Origin of the sequence: Avibacterium sp. 20-132 (assembly GCF_023611925.1) — a bacterium.
Classification (GTDB): Bacteria; Pseudomonadota; Gammaproteobacteria; order Enterobacterales; family Pasteurellaceae; genus Avibacterium.
The window spans coordinates 1575602-1592196 of record NZ_CP091456.1 but is presented as its reverse complement, the minus strand read 5'-3'; the positions used below and the strand labels follow the sequence as shown (position 1 = coordinate 1592196).

Annotated in this window: 17 protein-coding genes, 3 tRNA genes and 2 pseudogenes; 13 read left to right on the top strand and 9 right to left on the bottom strand. The window is 39.7% G+C overall.

What is annotated here, in order from left to right:
* Window positions 1-22: 22 nt before the first annotated feature.
* From L4F93_RS07600 to L4F93_RS12455, 3 genes and pseudogenes are all read left to right on the top strand, one after another.
* Window positions 23-220, top strand: a pseudogene (locus L4F93_RS07600) (hemagglutinin repeat-containing protein); the annotation flags it as partial.
* A 69-nt stretch (window positions 221-289) separates the two neighbouring features.
* Window positions 290-691: a hypothetical protein gene (locus tag L4F93_RS07595; RefSeq protein WP_250349723.1), complete on the top strand. Its 402-nt coding sequence runs from the start codon at window positions 290-292 to the stop codon at window positions 689-691.
* Window positions 681-851 carry a hemagglutinin repeat-containing protein gene (locus L4F93_RS12455; RefSeq protein WP_442778835.1) on the top strand — a complete coding sequence of 57 codons (171 nt, stop codon included), beginning with the start codon at window positions 681-683 and terminating at the stop codon, window positions 849-851. The genes L4F93_RS07595 and L4F93_RS12455 overlap by 11 nt, the downstream gene beginning before the upstream one ends.
* 183 nt (window positions 852-1034) lie before the next feature.
* Here L4F93_RS12455 and L4F93_RS12430 read toward each other — a convergent pair.
* From L4F93_RS12430 to L4F93_RS07560, 5 genes and pseudogenes are all read right to left on the bottom strand, one after another.
* A pseudogene (locus tag L4F93_RS12430) lies at window positions 1035-1626 on the bottom strand (Tn7 transposase TnsA N-terminal domain-containing protein); the annotation flags it as partial.
* Between the two features lie 119 nt (window positions 1627-1745).
* Entirely contained in the window at window positions 1746-2570 is an 825-nt protein-coding gene (locus tag L4F93_RS07575; protein WP_250349720.1) for a ParA family protein, read from the bottom strand.
* Between the two features lie 123 nt (window positions 2571-2693).
* Window positions 2694-2780 (bottom strand) — tRNA-Leu (locus L4F93_RS07570).
* A gap of 29 nt (window positions 2781-2809) precedes the next feature.
* Window positions 2810-2883: transfer RNA gene (locus tag L4F93_RS07565), tRNA-Cys, on the bottom strand.
* Window positions 2884-2894: 11 nt separating this feature from the next.
* Window positions 2895-2970, bottom strand: a tRNA-Gly gene (locus L4F93_RS07560).
* A 325-nt stretch (window positions 2971-3295) separates the two neighbouring features.
* On the opposite strand from L4F93_RS07560, the gene L4F93_RS07555 reads away from it, so the two are divergent.
* The 3 genes from L4F93_RS07555 to trxA all read left to right on the top strand — a co-directional run bounded on the left by L4F93_RS07555 (window position 3296) and on the right by trxA (window position 5851).
* Window positions 3296-4408 carry a methionine biosynthesis PLP-dependent protein gene (locus L4F93_RS07555; protein ID WP_250349719.1) on the top strand — a complete coding sequence of 371 codons (1113 nt, stop codon included), beginning with the start codon at window positions 3296-3298 and terminating at the stop codon, window positions 4406-4408.
* 15 nt (window positions 4409-4423) lie between these two features.
* Entirely contained in the window at window positions 4424-5419 is a 996-nt protein-coding gene (locus L4F93_RS07550; RefSeq protein ID WP_250349718.1) for a 2-hydroxyacid dehydrogenase, read from the top strand.
* Between the two features lie 108 nt (window positions 5420-5527).
* A complete protein-coding gene (gene trxA / locus L4F93_RS07545; RefSeq protein WP_250349717.1) occupies window positions 5528-5851 on the top strand; it encodes a thioredoxin in 324 nt (107 codons plus the stop codon).
* A 117-nt stretch (window positions 5852-5968) separates the two neighbouring features.
* On the opposite strand, the gene L4F93_RS07540 is transcribed toward trxA, so the two are convergent.
* The gene (locus L4F93_RS07540; RefSeq protein ID WP_250349716.1) at window positions 5969-7684 is read right to left on the bottom strand and encodes a protein-disulfide reductase DsbD; all 1716 of its coding nucleotides are present in this window, start codon (window positions 7682-7684) and stop codon (window positions 5969-5971) included.
* Between the two features lie 239 nt (window positions 7685-7923).
* Between L4F93_RS07540 and L4F93_RS07535 the strand changes: the two genes are divergently transcribed.
* The 6 genes from L4F93_RS07535 (at window position 7924) to L4F93_RS07510 (ending at window position 11943) form a co-directional block, all read left to right on the top strand.
* Window positions 7924-8190: a type B 50S ribosomal protein L31 gene (locus L4F93_RS07535; protein WP_103852717.1), complete on the top strand. Its 267-nt coding sequence runs from the start codon at window positions 7924-7926 to the stop codon at window positions 8188-8190.
* A gap of 9 nt (window positions 8191-8199) precedes the next feature.
* Window positions 8200-8343, top strand: a complete 144-nt coding sequence (gene ykgO / locus L4F93_RS07530; protein WP_017806982.1) for a type B 50S ribosomal protein L36 — start codon at window positions 8200-8202, stop codon at window positions 8341-8343.
* A 224-nt stretch (window positions 8344-8567) separates the two neighbouring features.
* Complete coding sequence (arcA, locus tag L4F93_RS07525) at window positions 8568-9281, top strand: two-component system response regulator ArcA (protein ID WP_250349715.1); 714 nt, start codon at window positions 8568-8570, stop codon at window positions 9279-9281.
* Between the two features lie 140 nt (window positions 9282-9421).
* A complete protein-coding gene (gene lolB, locus L4F93_RS07520; protein ID WP_250349714.1) occupies window positions 9422-10051 on the top strand; it encodes a lipoprotein insertase outer membrane protein LolB in 630 nt (209 codons plus the stop codon).
* Window positions 10051-10944, top strand: coding sequence for a 4-(cytidine 5'-diphospho)-2-C-methyl-D-erythritol kinase (gene ispE / locus L4F93_RS07515; RefSeq protein ID WP_250349713.1), 894 nt, complete (start codon window positions 10051-10053; stop codon window positions 10942-10944). The genes lolB and ispE overlap by 1 nt, the downstream gene beginning before the upstream one ends.
* 51 nt (window positions 10945-10995) lie before the next feature.
* The gene (locus L4F93_RS07510) at window positions 10996-11943 is read left to right on the top strand and encodes a ribose-phosphate pyrophosphokinase (RefSeq protein ID WP_250349712.1); all 948 of its coding nucleotides are present in this window, start codon (window positions 10996-10998) and stop codon (window positions 11941-11943) included.
* Window positions 11944-12061: 118 nt separating this feature from the next.
* On the opposite strand, the gene miaB is transcribed toward L4F93_RS07510, so the two are convergent.
* Window positions 12062-13486 (bottom strand): tRNA (N6-isopentenyl adenosine(37)-C2)-methylthiotransferase MiaB, encoded by a 1425-nt coding sequence (gene miaB, locus L4F93_RS07505; protein WP_250349711.1) that lies wholly within the window; start codon window positions 13484-13486, stop codon window positions 12062-12064.
* 200 nt (window positions 13487-13686) lie between these two features.
* Between miaB and L4F93_RS07500 the strand changes: the two genes are divergently transcribed.
* A complete protein-coding gene (locus L4F93_RS07500; protein WP_250349710.1) occupies window positions 13687-14859 on the top strand; it encodes an FAD-dependent monooxygenase in 1173 nt (390 codons plus the stop codon).
* A 47-nt stretch (window positions 14860-14906) separates the two neighbouring features.
* Here L4F93_RS07500 and cpdA read toward each other — a convergent pair whose 3' ends face one another.
* Both cpdA and nudF read right to left on the bottom strand, forming a co-directional pair.
* Window positions 14907-15737: a 3',5'-cyclic-AMP phosphodiesterase gene (gene cpdA / locus L4F93_RS07495; RefSeq protein ID WP_250349709.1), complete on the bottom strand. Its 831-nt coding sequence runs from the start codon at window positions 15735-15737 to the stop codon at window positions 14907-14909.
* Window positions 15738-15880: 143 nt separating this feature from the next.
* Window positions 15881-16510 (bottom strand): ADP-ribose diphosphatase, encoded by a 630-nt coding sequence (gene nudF, locus L4F93_RS07490; protein ID WP_250349708.1) that lies wholly within the window; start codon window positions 16508-16510, stop codon window positions 15881-15883.
* Window positions 16511-16595 lie beyond the last annotated feature (85 nt).

Below are 16595 nucleotides of genomic sequence, written 5' to 3'. Positions count from 1 at the left end.
TGTATAGAAAATCTGAAATATAGAAATTAATTTACTTGCCGCCAAACAACCCCACCAAGAACGTAGCAAAAATAAATCCAGTGGGTTTAATGCAGGTGTAGCGGTGAGTTATGGCTCAGATGGCTTTGCCTTTGGGATTACCGCAGGCGGTAACTACGGCAAAGGTTACGGCAATGGCGATGAAACCACATGGCGAACGAGTCATATTGGTGATAAAAATTTGGGGGGAAATTGGTCCTAAAACAAACATTATAGAATTTAATGAAAGTAAGCATATAGGAAGTAAATAATGAAAAAAATTAATTTACTATCAATTTTAATACTATCTGGATGTTACTTGGCAAATGGTTCTCCTCCACCATCTACTTATTGGATTAAAAACAGCGTAAAAATTTCTTATCAAGAAGCTTATGTTTGTTATAACAAATCAAAAGAAATTGCCTTAGATAAAAATGAATCGAAAAGATTTTCTTATTTAGAAAATAAATTTAAAGAAAATCCAATAGATATGATAAATAATTATAATGATGAATATGAAGAGTATAATAATCTTATGAGTAAAATTAGTAGATTAAATAGGCAATGTTTTTATGATTTAGGCTATCGTTTTAGACCTCCTTTAAAATGGTGTTTAGCTCAAGATGGAGATAATACTAAAACTTGTATAGAAAATCTGAAATATAGAAATTAATTTACTTGCCGCCAAACAAACCCACCAAGAACGTAGCAAAAATAAATCCAGTGGGTTTAATGCAAGTGTAGCGGTCAGTTATGGCTCTGATGGCTTTGCCTTTGGGATTACTTTGGCGAGTATGAAGATTTCGGGTCATTACTTGCGCATCTTCATCTAAATACTCAATCAACTCATATTGTTCGCCATCTTCACGATTTACATAAACGTTGCCTTTTTGCAAAATGATATGACCACGTTCTAATCGACCGTGATAGCGAGGATGAATAAACCCTTTAGTCATTTGAATACCCCAAACTTCGGTAAATTCAGATAATGGTTCAAACCAATTGCAAGTCAGTTACTTGGTTGCCAATAAGTGATAGATAATCTGTAATCCTTTGATTCGATAAAGTGAACCTGTAAAAAGGCGAGAGAGCAGAAAATCTATCGTGGTACTGCCGGTAACTTAACTTGAGTAAGTATTGCTTCAATATCTTCAGAATCGCATTGCAATCGCTTATAACGTTGCACTGCATTAATGTTAAATAACTCAAGGTGACGAATTCTATCTTCATCGTAAACGTGAAAAATACACTCGTTCTTTTTGCTGAATGCCATTGCCGCTTTCCATTTTTCTTTCCAGTCATGCCAATGTTCTTGCCATTTTGATTTCGGTTTTACTTCAATCAAAAGTGATGGTCGCCCATCATTGAAACGAATGAAGAAGTCAGGTGTGTAAGGATAAGTCATACCATTTTCACAAACAAAATGCTAGCAGGTTGAGAAATAATTTCTTCTACCGCAGGCATATAAATAAAATAGAATAAGAAATCACGCTCAAGCGTAGATTCGTAAGGTATTCCTACTCCATCTTTAAAAGGGAGTAAACCTGATATGCTAAGGTGTGTTGGTTTGATCTTACGAACCTGTTGGAAAGTGGGTTCTGTTTTCATAAATAAATTGACCTTTATTTGTATCTTTTAGTATGTTTTGATGGCTATTTGTAGTTTTTATGCCATTAAATAGTATCTTATAAGGGTAAAAAAATAGGCTAAAGCCTTATTCTATTGTTCTAAGTTTTGCCTATTATGTCACTTATTTGTAACTTTGACAGCAGACATAATGCATGGATTACCGCATATTCTGCTTTGCTATGTCGATAGACGGGCAGTGAATAGGTTGCCGCCTCTCGGTAAGCGACTTTGTCAGGAATATGAAAATCAAGGAGGGTTTTATCAACACTTAAGTTTTGCTCAAAAAGCTGTTTTAGCTGACTAAGCACAAATTTCACATCATTGGTATGATCGACACAGTTAGGCACCGCTTTGAGCGGCGGGAGCGAAAACCCAAATGCCTCAAAGGTCTGTAATTCTTGGTACATCCCCATCGTGCCGCGAAGAAATTCTTTTGCAGATAAAATATGTGGCAAGATAGGACAAAATAACAAATCTGCGGCAAGTACGGACATATCTACCGTAATATCTCGTGTTCCGCGTGTATCCACAATAATCACATCATAGCCTTTGAGCTTTTTCAGCAAAAAACTAAACCGTATTGCACCATCAGGAGCATTGCGTAGCATTTGGCTGACATTATTTGTGGGATCGTTGGATTGAATTAAATCCAAATTGGGCAGGGTTGTTTTTGAAATAATATGGGCGGGATCAACATCTTGATAGGTCAAAAACTCATGGATACCACCTGGTGCGACATAATCTAAAGCAAAATACGCACTAAGTGTCGGTTGCGTATCGGTATCAATTAATAAGGTCTTTAATCCGTGATCTGCACAAAATGCACCAATATTCGCCGCATTTGTACTTTTTGCTGAACCGCCTTTGGTTGAGGCTATGGTAATGATGAATGGTTTTTTGGTAAAAAATTGATTAGTGTTCATAATCATACTCACTTATACAAGAAAAATGGATAAGAAAGTATTGACTTAAATTAATTACATAGAAGAGAGTATCTAGAATTGATCAAATCTTACTTTAAACTCTACTTAAGAGTTGATTTCAAATGGTGCCCGAGGGCGGACTTGAACCGCCACGACTCGAAAGTCGAGGGATTTTAAATCCCTTGTGTCTACCGATTTCACCACTCGGGCTGAGTGATATGCTGACTGCGGTTGAAATATGGAGGCGTGTCCCGGAGTCGAACCGAGCTACATGGATTTGCAATCCAGTGCATAACCGCTTTGCTAACACGCCGTAGCGCAAATTGGAGCGGGAAACGAGGCTCGAACTCGCGACCCCGACCTTGGCAAGGTCGTGCTCTACCAACTGAGCTATTCCCGCTTTCGCTGCAACACATTCGCTGTCAGTGGCGTGCATTTTACTAACTTCTTGAACGCTGTCAATTAAAAATATGAAAAAACATTATTGATTGATGAAAAAAAATGCAAAGCTAACAAACTTGTTTTAAAACAAAGCGATTTATGGATAATTTTAGATCGTTTTTAATCCTTGTGTCTTATCAGCAAACTAAATTTAAAATCTACTTTCAACAGGCGATCCTTTATGCCAAAATGGCACTATTCTATTTATCAAGACTGCACAAAATTATTTTCTTTAATGAATACAAAGTGCGGTACAATTTTTTGTAATTTTTACGAGGAAGAATATGACACAACAATATAAGATTGAAACATTACTCGCGCAAGCAGGCAATCGCACAGATGAAAGAACCGGTGCCGTTTCCACGCCAATTTTTCTTTCCACTGCCTATGGCCATCACGGTATTGGTGAAAGTACCGGTTATGATTATACCCGAACAAAAAACCCAACCCGTACCGTTTTAGAAGAAACTATTGCAAAATTAGAAGGCGGTGAAAGAGGCTTTGCTTGCGCTTCAGGTATGGCTGCCATTCAGTTAATTATGCAGTTATTTGCTTCTCCGGATGAATGGATTGTCTCTAGTGATGTGTATGGCGGTACTTATCGTTTATTAGATTTCGCCTATAAAAATACGCACGGCGTGAAACCTATTTATGTCAATACGGCCTCTCTTGATGCCATTGAGCAGGCCATTACGCCAAACACCAAAGCGATTTTTGTGGAAACCCCTTCAAATCCGTTAATGGAAGAATGCGATGTGCCAGCTATTGCTAAATTGGCGAAAAAACATAATTTGTTACTTATTGTTGATAATACATTCTTAACGCCAGTACTCTTCCGTCCTTTAGAATGTGGCGCTGATATCGTAATCCACAGTGGCACAAAATATCTTGCAGGGCATAATGATGCGTTAGTGGGTTTAGTCGTTGCCAATGGGCAAGAATTATGTGATCGTTTATTCTATATCCAAAATGGGGCGGGCGCAGTGCTTTCACCATTTGATAGTTTCTTAACCATTCGCGGAATGAAAACCTTAGCATTACGTATGGAACGCCATCAAAAAAATGCACAAGAATTAGCGAAATTCCTCGCAAGCCAACCACAAGTGAAGGATGTACTTTATCCAAATAAAGGCGGAATGCTCTCTTTCCGTTTGCAAGAAGAGTCTTGGGTAAATCCGTTCTTAAAAGCAATTAAGCTCATTACTTTTGCTGAAAGCCTTGGCGGTACAGAAAGTTTCATCACCTACCCTGCAACCCAAACGCATATGGATATTCCAGAAGCAGAACGTATTGCCCGTGGTGTGTGTAATTGCCTGCTACGTTTCTCGGTGGGATTGGAAGATGTGGAAGATCTCAAAGCGGATCTACTACAAGCCTTCGCCCAATTAAACTCATAAAACGGAGAAAAGATAATGAAAGTCGCTGTTTATAGTACCAAAAGCTACGATCGTAAATATTTAGAATTGGTCAATGTGAAATACGGCTTCGAGCTGGAATTTTTTGATTTTATGCTCACGGAATCGACAGCGAAAATGGCGGAACATTGCGATGTGGTGTGTATTTTCGTGAATGACGATGGCAGTCGAAAAGTATTAGAAAAACTCGCCGCACTTGGCGTAAAAATGGTGGCGTTGCGTTGTGCTGGTTTTAATAATGTCGATCTCAAAGCAGCACAAGAATTAGGCATTCAAGTGGTTCGTGTGCCAGCCTATTCACCAGAGGCGGTGGCTGAGCATACCGTTGGTTTAATGCTAACGCTAAACCGTAAAATTCATCGTGCTTATCAAAGAACAAGAGAAGCGAATTTCTCTCTTGAGGGTTTAACCGGCTTTAATATGCACGGACGCACCGTTGGCGTGATTGGTACAGGAAAAATCGGCATTGCGGTAATGCGCATCTTAAAAGGATTTGGTATGCATATTTTGGCTTACGATCCGTTTAAAAATCCTGTTGCCGAAGAATTAGGCGCAGAATATGTTGAATTAGATGAATTGTATGCAAAATCACATATTATCACGTTGCACTGCCCTGCTACGCCAGAAAATTATCATCTACTCAATCGTGATGCCTTTGCTAAAATGCGTGATGGGGTGATGATTATCAATACAAGTCGTGGAACATTGATTGATACACAAGCCGCAATAGATGCGTTAAAACAACGTAAAATTGGCGCATTAGGAATGGATGTGTACGAAAATGAACGTGAGCTATTCTTTGAAGATAAATCAAACGAAGTGATTCAAGATGATGTCTTCCGCCGTTTATCATCGTGCCATAATGTACTTTTAACAGGGCATCAAGCATTTCTTACTGAAGAAGCGCTAACCAGTATTTCTAATGTTACCTTAGAGAATATTTATACCTTGCAAACAGGTAAGCCTTGCCCTAACCTAGTGTTATCTTCTTAACTTTTAACAATTGAACTGATTAGTGTGAGCAACTTGATTTTATGCTATGATGCCCACACTTTAGCAATCACGCCAATATGGCTAGAAACAAAAAATAAGGAAAATAAAATGAGTGAAGTATTACATACTACTGACGCCACTTTCGAGGCAGATGTTTTAAGATCTGATGTCCCTGTATTATTAGATTTTTGGGCGCCTTGGTGTGGTCCTTGCCGTATGGTTGGCCCTATTCTTGATGAATTAGCTGCAGAACTTGGTGATAAAGTCAAAATCGTAAAAATTAACATTGACGAAAACCAAGCCACCCCAGCCCAATTTGGCGTTCGCAGTATTCCAACATTATTAATGTTTAAAGAAGGAAAAGCTGTCGCAACACAAGTAGGTGCATTACCAAAAAATCAATTAGCGGCATTTATTGCGCAAAATAGTTAATTTCCTCTAAAAAATAACCTCATCAAATGATGAGGTTATTTTCATTTCAATGGTAGAAATTTTGCATTCTCTCTCTTCCTTAACTTGGCAAAGTTCCCAAAATTACACAAAATTTATCTACTTCAAACGCTCTTTCAACCAATGAAAAAATGTATCGCCATTCATAAATCCTGTAATTCGAGCGGATTCAATTTCATTACCTTGCTGATCAAAAAAGATAAGGGTTGGTAACCCTAGCACATTTAATTTTTCCATTAATGCTTTGTTTTCATTGCTATTTTTTGTCATATCAACTTGTAACAATAAAATATTGTCAAACGCCTGCTGAACCTTGGGATCAGAAAAAGTGTATTTTTCAAATTCCTTGCACGCCACACACCAATCAGCGTACAAATCAAGCATAGCAAAAGTGCGGTCGTTTTTTTGCAAGATTTTTTGCAGCTCTTCATAAGTACTTACTTTTTGAAAAGTATTTTGATGAGCGTTTGTTACTTGCACTAAATTAGATTCAGCCCACAGCCACCCTTGCAAGGGCTTAACCAACATCATTGCTAAGATGAAAAAGCCAATACGCAACACCCAGCCAATGCCTCGCGCCTTTATTTGCAAGCCTGCCCATAAGCAGAAAGACACACCAAGCAACGCCCATAAGCGGTTTTCCCAGATTTCGGGCAAAATGCGAGAAAGTAGGAAAACTGGCAAAGCAAGCATAACAAAGCCGAAAATCACTTTCACTTTTTCTAACCAATCACCCGATTTTGGCAAGATGCGATTACCGAAAACCGTAGCTAGAATCAATGGCACGCCCATTCCTAAGGCGAGTAAATAAAGGGTAATCGCCCCCGTAAATAAATCACCGCTTTGCGCGACATAAAGTAATGCCCCCGATAATGGCGCGGAAGTGCAAGGTGATGCCACAAGTCCTGCGATCATTCCCATTACAAAAACGCCACCAAACGCACCGCCCTTTTGTTTTTGGCTTAATAAGGTCAGCTTTGTTTGCAATGATGAAGGCAATTGTAAGGTGAATACACCAAACATTGATAAGGCAAGCAAAATAAAAATCAACGATAAACCGATTAGCACATAAGGACTTTGCAGTGCAATTTGAAACGGCAAGCCTATCGCAGCCACCGCTAAACCAAGCAAGGTGTAAGTCAATGCCATTCCTTGAATATAAGCCAAACTCAAGCCTAAGGCACGCACGGTGCTTGGACGTTGCCCGCTACCAATCACCACCGCGGAGAGCAACGGTAACATTGGCAATACACAAGGGGTAAATGCCAAACCAACGCCTAATAAGAAAAAACCAAACACAGCATACTTGCTTTCAAAGAGACGTTGCGCCAAAGATTGCTGTTCATTTAATGCTGGCATAAGTGCGGTGTTTTTGGGCGAAGATTTTTCTACTAAATCTAATGATGAAGGCTGCCATTGCACAATTTTGGTTTCTGGCGGGTAACAAAACCCTTTGGTGCAACCTTGGTAGGTCACGCTAACTGTGTGTGGTGTTGTTGATGAAATTGGCACAGTTAAGGCTAAATGATTACGGTAAATTTCCGTTTCACCAAAAAATTCATCTTGATATTTTTCTGCGGGTGGAAACGGTAAATGTGCGACTTTTTGTTCCGCTTGTTCAACTGAAATTTCTTTTTTATAAAGATAATAATCGGGTGCAATTTGCCATATTAACTGCAAATTCTCCCCATTAGATTGGGTAGAAAATTGAAACGCCTCATCCGCGTGAAAAAATCGCGGTTTGCTATCAAACAGCCCTGCCTGTGCCACAAGTGCGGTACAAAAACAAAACAAAAAGGTAAAAATCTTTTTCATTCTCGCTTACTACCCTGATTAAATATTAAAACATAAAGCTCATTTGTGTGGGCTTATTCTAGCACAGTATCAACAGGCTAGATGGATAAAAAGTCTTGAGTTCTTTCACTTTATCTTATTTTCTTCGCTTACCTTCACCTTACTTAATTCTTAAAGAAAAATAAGAGTTGATAATCGTTATTATTTGATATAGTATGCCCACCTTAGTTATTTCGCAATAAAAAATAAGAGGCTATCAAATGAAAAAAGGAATTCATCCTGAAAATTACCGTACGGTACTTTTTTATGACAGTAACGCCAAACAAGGCTTTTTAATTCGTTCTTGTGCCAGAACTACACAAACGATGAAATGGGAAGATGGCAAAGAGTATCCCGTATTTATGTGTGATACCTCCTCTGCCTCGCACCCATTTTATACTGGCAAAACAAGACAAATTAATAATGAAGGCAGAGCAAGTAGCTTCCTGAACAGATATAGCAAATTTGGCTCACTCAAATCAAAATAAGGAGACATTATGCAGGTCCTTTCCTCATTAAAAACCGCAAAAACACGCCATCCTAAATGTAAAGTGGTTCGCAGACACGGTGTTGTTTATGTCATTTGCAAAGAAAACCCTCGCTTTAAAGCACGACAAGGTGGAAAAAAGAAAAAGCGTTAATTATTTGTAACATTATTTATCCATATCGCCCTCTAAGTTTGCTAGAGGGCGTTTTTTTCTTATCGCCTTAAATCCATTAAACCTATGATTTAGATCATAAAATTAAACAGAATTCACCACTTATACTTGTTACAATAATGTTGCAATTATACAATGGCGAACTTAGAATACCTCAGAATTATTAGTTTAAATCGCCAATAAAAATTGGAAAGGAAGACGTTAATATGGTTACAGCAAAAGTTTTGATCGTTGAAGATGAAGCCATTACAAGGAACACGCTAAAAAGCATTTTTGAAGCAGAAGGATATGACGTATTTGAAGCCAATGACGGCGTACAAATGCACAACATTCTTTCCAGCCAAGAAATTAACCTAGTCATTATGGACATTAATTTACCCGGCAAAAATGGACTAATGCTTGCACGAGAATTGCGTGAAACAACCAACACCGCGTTAATGTTCCTCACTGGGCGCGATAATGAAGTGGATAAAATCTTAGGCTTAGAAATTGGCGCGGATGATTACATCACCAAGCCATTTAATCCAAGAGAATTAACGATTCGTGCGAGAAATTTATTACAACGCACTATGGCTGAAAACACCAAACACACCTTGCAACAAGTGGAACAATATCGTTTTAATGGCTGGACGTTAGATCTCAACAGCCGCACATTGATTAATCCAGAAGGTGAAGAATACAAACTACCGCGTAGTGAATTCCGTGCGATGTTACAATTTTGCGAAAACCCGGGGAAAATTCAATCTCGTGAAGAATTATTGAAAAAAATGACTGGACGTGAACTAAAACCGCAAGATAGAACCGTGGATGTAACCATTCGCCGCATTCGTAAGCATTTTGAAGATCACCCTGATACCCCAGAACTTATCTCCACCATTCACGGTGAAGGATATCGTTTTTGTGGGGAAATTGAGGCATAAGATAAGCGAATTTTTTAAGTGCGGTATAAAAATAAAAATTTTTCCACCGCACTCATTTTTTGCTTTCTCTTCAAACGGCTTGCCTTTACTAATTTCCACTAACCCCTTAAAATGCTCCAAAATTTTTCTGGTATCACATAATGAACTCCTTAAAAACCCTTTTTATTCCTTTAATTATCAGTTTGTTACTGGCTGGCTGTGCGCTTGATATTGATGAGAACCGTCCAACCAATGTGCAATATATTGAAAAAAACGACCGCACTTGGCAGCAACATTTGCAACAAATTCAACAAATCCAAGCCTATCACGCAGAAGGGCAAATTGGCTATATCAGCACCAAACAGCGCTTTTCTACTGCCTTTGATTGGCAATATCAAACCCCCACCGCCTATACACTGATACTTTCTTCTGCACTAAGCCGCGCAAAACTTACCTTCAAAATGCACACGCAAGGTTTAACCATTTCTGATGAAAAAGGTAATCAGCGTTCTGCAAAAGATGCGCAACGATTATTACGTGAAATTATCGGAATGGATATTCCTCTCACCCAACTGGCCACTTGGCTAAAAGGGGAACCAAACAATCAGCAAGATTACAACGTAGGGACAAACCATTTGCTGGCGAACTTCACTTATCGCATAAATGATGAACAATGGACGGTAGATTATTTGAATTATCACCAAGAACGCTCGCCCGCCTTGCCACGAGATATTTTGCTAAAAAACGCCCAACAAACCTTAAAAATTCGCGTTAATCATTGGAAATACTAATGAAAAATTATCATTTTTCCACCGCACTTTTAAATCCACCAAAAAATGGACGATACCGCTTTCCTAGCCCTGCAAAATTAAATTTGTTTCTTTATATTAATGGACGCTTGGAAAATGGCTACCACGAATTGCAAACCCTGTTCCAATTTCTGGATTTTGGCGATTGGCTAGACATTGAGGTAAGGGAGGATTCACAGATTCTTCTCTCACCAGAGATACCTCAATTAAAACAAGAAGAGAATCTCATTTATCGTGCCGCGCGTTTACTCCAACAGCATACAGGTTGCCAACTAGGCGCGAAGATTCACTTGGATAAAATCTTGCCAATGGGAGGCGGCGTTGGCGGAGGCTCATCAAATGCGGCGACGACACTGGTAGCACTTAATACGTTGTGGAATACCCAATGTTCTCTTAAAGACTTAGCGGAATTAAGCTTACAACTGGGGGCGGATGTGCCAATCTTTGTTCACGGTAAAGCGGCTTTTGCTGAAGGAGTAGGAGAAAAAATTGATTATTGTTATCCACCAGAAAAATGGTATGTGGTGCTAAAACCTGAGGTTTCTATTTCAACAGGGCTTATTTTTCAAGATCCTCATTTGCCACGCAATACCCCCAAAAAGCCTCTTTCACAACTTTTAGCTGAAAATTATACAAACGATTGCGAAAAAATTGTGCGAGATCATTATCCAGAGGTTGAAGAACTACTGGGCTGGTTGTTACAATATGCCCCCGCAAGACTAACGGGAACAGGGGCTTGTGTTTTCGCAGAATTTGACGATGCTCAATCTGCTCAAGCAGTATTTCTAAATAAGCCAAAAGACTGTTTTGGTTTTGTTGCACAAGGAGTGAATGTTTCGCCATTGCATCAAGTGATGAAACATTTATTCAAATAAGATCAATATGTTACACATTCTTCCATCTAAAATTCTGAGGTTAATTTTACAATGCCTGACATAAAACTTTTCGCTGGTAATGCAACGCCAGAACTAGCAAAACGAATTTCTGAACGCTTATATCTCTCACTGGGTGATGCCACTGTGGGACGTTTTAGTGATGGAGAAATTCAAGTTCAGATCAATGAAAACGTGCGTGGTAGTGATGTTTTCATTATTCAATCAACCTGCGCGCCAACAAATGATAACCTAATGGAATTACTTGTGATGGTTGATGCCTTACGCCGTGCATCAGCAGGCCGTATCACTGCGGTAATCCCTTATTTCGGCTATGCGCGTCAAGATCGCCGTGTACGCTCTGCTCGTGTTCCAATCACAGCAAAAGTCGTGGCAGATTTCTTATCAAGCGTTGGGGTGGATCGCGTTTTAACTTGTGATCTTCACGCAGAACAAATTCAAGGTTTCTTTGATGTCCCTGTGGATAACGTATTTGGTTCTCCAGTGTTAATTCACGATATTTTAAAGAAAACCGATCTTGAAAATCCAATCGTTGTTTCGCCTGATATTGGCGGTGTGGTTCGCGCTCGTGCAGTTGCTAAATTGCTCAACGATACCGATATGGCAATCATTGATAAACGTCGTCCAAAAGCGAATGTCGCACAAGTAATGCATATTATTGGTGATGTGGCTGGACGTGATTGTATTCTTGTTGATGATATGATCGATACAGGGGGAACACTATGCAAAGCAGCAGAAGCCTTAAAAGAACGTGGTGCGAGACGTGTCTTTGCTTACGCAACCCACGCAGTATTCTCTGGGTCAGCCGCGAAGAACCTTGCCAGTGATGCCCTTGATGAAATCGTCGTAACCGATACAATCCCACTTATTCCTGAAATCAAAGCGTTAGGTAAAGTGCGGGTGCTTACGCTTTCAAGTATGCTTGCTGAAGCCATTCGCCGTATTAGTAACGAAGAATCGATCTCTGCAATGTTTAGCTAGTTGCATAGATACACAAAACAGAAACAACAAAACAAAAAGCTGATTACATTGTAATCAGCTTTTTTTCATCAAGATCTCAGTGCTTAAAAATTGACATTATCCCCACAGGTTCAGCAAGTTAGCCTTGATAATGCCCTACACCGAGTTCATCTTCCTTGCGCGTGCGGTTAATCACGGCTTGTGGGGATTGCACGACACGCAAACCCATTTGATCTTCGGTGCGCACAACATCACCACGCAGAGAGTTGGTGAATACATCGGTGATTTTAATATCAACAAACTTACCAATCATATCTGGTGTTCCGATAAAATTCACAATCCGATTTGTTTCAGTTCGACCAGTCAATTCCATAATATCTTTTTTAGAGGGGCCTTCCACTAACACGCGCTGTTCTGTGCCAAGCATTGCCCGGCTAAATTGTGCCGCTTGATTGTTAATGCGTTGTTGTAGCACATATAAGCGTTGTTTTTTCTCCTCTTCGCTCACATCATCAGGAATATCCGCTGCAGGTGTTCCCGGACGTGCAGAATAGATGAAGCTAAAGCTCATATCGAAATTTACTTGTGCAATCAGATTCATTGTATCTTCAAAATCTTGCTCTGTTTCGCCGGGGAAACCAACAATAAAGTCAGAGCTAATCTGAATATCCGGGCGTACTTTGCGTAATTTGCGAATAATGGATTTATATTCCAATGCCGTATGCCCACGCTTCATTTGATTTAGAATACGATCTGAACCACTTTGTACAGGTAAATGTAAAAAGCTAACTAATTCAGGGGTATCCGCATAAACCTCAATAATATCATCCGTAAATTCAATCGGGTGGCTCGTGGTAAAACGCACACGATCAATGCCATCAATCGCCGCCACTAAACGCAATAATTCAGCAAAAGAACAAATCCCCCCATCGTGCGTTGGCCCGCGGTACGCATTCACATTTTGCCCTAATAAATTCACTTCACGTACGCCTTGTTCGGCTAGCTGTGCGATCTCAAATAGCACATCATCTAGCGGACGGCTCACTTCTTCGCCACGGGTATAAGGCACAACACAGAAAGTGCAATATTTATTACAGCCTTCCATAATAGACACAAAGGCCGTTGGCCCTTCAGCACGCGGTTCTGGTAAACGGTCAAATTTTTCAATTTCAGGGAAACTCACGTCCACCACGGAACTTTTCCCTCCACGAATCTGATTGATCATTTCAGGCAGGCGGTGCAAGGTTTGTGGGCCAAAGACAATATCAACATAAGGCGCACGGCTACGAATATGATCGCCTTCTTGTGAAGCCACACACCCCCCTACGCCAATCACTAACGCAGGATTTGTTTTCTTTAATTCTTTCCAACGTCCTAACTGATGAAACACTTTTTCCTGCGCTTTTTCACGAATAGAACAGGTGTTTAACAGCAACACATCCGCTTCTTCAGGAATCTCGGTTAATTCCAAACCGTGCGTACTATTTAATAAATCTGCCATTTTTGAGCTATCATACTCATTCATCTGACAGCCCCACGTTTTAATATGTAATTTTTGCGTCATAATTTGCTTTAAAATCGTTTAACCTGTAAAAATCAACTGGCTATTTTACCGACTTGTGCGAATGGTGGCTAGTTAAAATAATCTTTTCTTTTGAATTTTACTCATAAAAGGTAAACTAACGGGCAATGAAAAAGGTCTGTGCGGTATAAAAATAACGAAAAAAACCACCGCACTTTTAGCTAGGATAAAAAGAGGCAAAAATGGATACACAACGCGATGTGATTATTGTTGGTGGTGGAATGGTAGGCGCCGCTTGCGCCGTGGGATTAGGGCAACAAGGATTAAATGTGCAACTGATTGAAAGCGCCCCATTGCCAACCTTTTGTGCAAACTCGCCTTATGATTTACGCATTTCCGCCATTAGTCTTGCCTCAGTGCAATTATTGCAACAATTACAAAGCTGGCAATATATCGAAAAAATGCGTCTTTGTCCCTATCGAGCCTTAGAAACGTGGGAAATTGATGGCTTTTCGACCTACTTTCATTGCGAAGAATTAGCGCATTCCGAACTCGGTTATATGGTAGAAAATAATGTTATCCAGCTTGGTTTATGGCAAGCCTTTTCATCACTTGAAAACGTGAAAAGTCGCTTACAAGCGAAAATAGAACGTGCAGAAAAGTGCGGTGAAAATTGGCAGATTTTTTTAACCAATGGCGAACAGTATTCCGCCCCTTTAGTGATTGCCGCAGACGGGGCGAACTCGCAACTTCGTCAAATAGCTGGCATTGGTGTAACCGGCTGGCAATATCGGCAAGATTGTTTATTGATTTTAGTGGATACGGAATTGCCACAACAAGATACCACTTGGCAGCAATTTTTCCCTTCAGGCCCGAGAGCCTTTTTACCCCTCGAGGGGCAACAAGCTTGTCTTGTGTGGTATGACAGTCCTGAAAAAATCAACCAGTTGAAACAATTATCCAAAGAAAAATTAGCCCAAGCCATTGAACAAGCCTTCCCTGCTCGATTAGGTCGCATTAAGGTGCAACAAACGGGCAGTTTTGCGCTCACCCGCCGCCACGCTCAACACTATTATCGTCAAGGCATTGTCCTCGTAGGGGATGCTGCCCACACGATAAATCCATTGGCTGGACAAGGCGTAAACTTAGGCTTTAAAGATGTCAAAGCCCTATTACAAGTCATTGAAAGTGCGCGACAAAATCAACAAAATTTGGCTTCTGATGAAGTATTAAAACGCTATCAAAATTTGCGTATGAAAGATAATTTACTGATGCAATCCGCGATGGATTTATTTTATAAAGGTTTTAAAACCGAGTTATTGCCAGTTAAAGTAGCCCGTAACTTAGCCTTATTCCTTGCAGGGAAAGCTACGCCACTAAAAAAACAAGCGTTGAAGTATGCCTTGGGGTTGTAATAGTAAGTGTAAAAATGCGGTGAAAAATCACCGCACTTTATCTTTATTTATTCATAGCCTTCACCTAACAGATTCGGCAAAAATTGAGCTTGTTGGATTCGTTTGACACGTGTTTCAATACGTCCATCACTATACAATTCAATTTCACGCCAGCCCGGTTGTAGTGTATCCAAGGCAAAGCTATTGCTATCAGGCTTAAATTGGATACAGGTAGATGGCGTTGCCATTACTTTGTAGCCTTTCCATTCGCTATCTACCGCTTGGTGAATATGGCCATATAAAATGCCTTTCACATTATTAAATGGCGATAACGCATAGGCTAAATCTAAAGAATTGCGTAAATTATGCTGATCTAGCCAAGCAGAGTTGGTTGATAAAATATGATGATGTAGCACCACCAAAGAATAACGTTCAGGATAATCTTTTAGCTTGGACAATAACCAATCAATTTGATATTGTCCTAACTGTCCGTGAGGCACACCAAAAACTTGGCTATCAAGCATTAAAATTTGCCAATGTTCGCCAATTAACAAATGTTTGAATGGGTTAATATTGCCATGAGTATGATTCAAAATATCAAACATTTTTGGCTGAAAATCGTGATTGCCGGGGATCCAAAACACCATTTTCTCAAGTGTTTGCACCATTTTACAGAAACGGAGATACCCCTCACTACTGCTATCTTGTACTAAATCCCCTGTTGCAAGGACAAGTTCATAATTAAAATTGCTTTGTTTAATTTCACTTAATACTTGGCTGAAACTGGCTTGTGTATTAATACCAAGTAACTCACCACTTTCATCCTTAAACAAATGAGGATCTGTAATCTGCACCAAACGGACAACTTCTTCTTCCGTTGGGTATGTATAAGTATTCATAAAAATACCCTCTCCTCTTGTTAATTTATAATAATACATCGCTATACGTTACAAACTTCAAAAAAATTTGCATTACCTAAATCTGAAAAATGTTAACTGGATCATAGTTTATGGCTAAATTTCTGATGAAAATTCGATTCAGCTCACATTTTTTTCCATTGTTTCTGTAAATCAAGGTAATTTAGTTGTAGCCATAATAAGCCTGTAACCGCAAGTCCATTATCAATCTTACCATTGCAAATCCATTCATAAGCGGTTTGACGGGGGATCACGTGAACACGAATATCTTCATTTTCATCTGCCAATCCATGAATGCCTTGTGCCTTACCACTATCTACCTTGCCTACAAATAAATGAATACGCTCTACAATGCCACCGGGGCTATCCCAAAACTGCATCACTTCACGTAAATGTTCTACTTGTACGCCTGCTTCTTCTTGGCTTTCTCGTTGAGCAACCTCATTAGGCAACTCACCTTCTTCAACCATACCTGCAATGAGTTCTAATAGCCAAGGAGATTGACTAAGCTGTGGATTATAAGCCCCTATGCGTACTTGCTCCACCATCACCACACTATCCACATCAGGATCATAAGCGACCACCACAGAGGCCGCACCTTTTACGAGCAATTCACGGGTTACCACCCCACTTTCACCACCAGCAAAAAGTTTATGCTTAAAATAGACCTTCTTTAAATTAAAAAAACCGTCATAAAGCGGTTCTTCCTTGATAATTTGAATATCTTGCTGAGTAAATTGTTGCAAATCAGACATAAACAATCCTCGTTATAAATTGTTTGCTAAGAATACGCCAGTTTTTTACAAAAAAAAATGTAATTCTTCTTACTTTTGTTGAAAA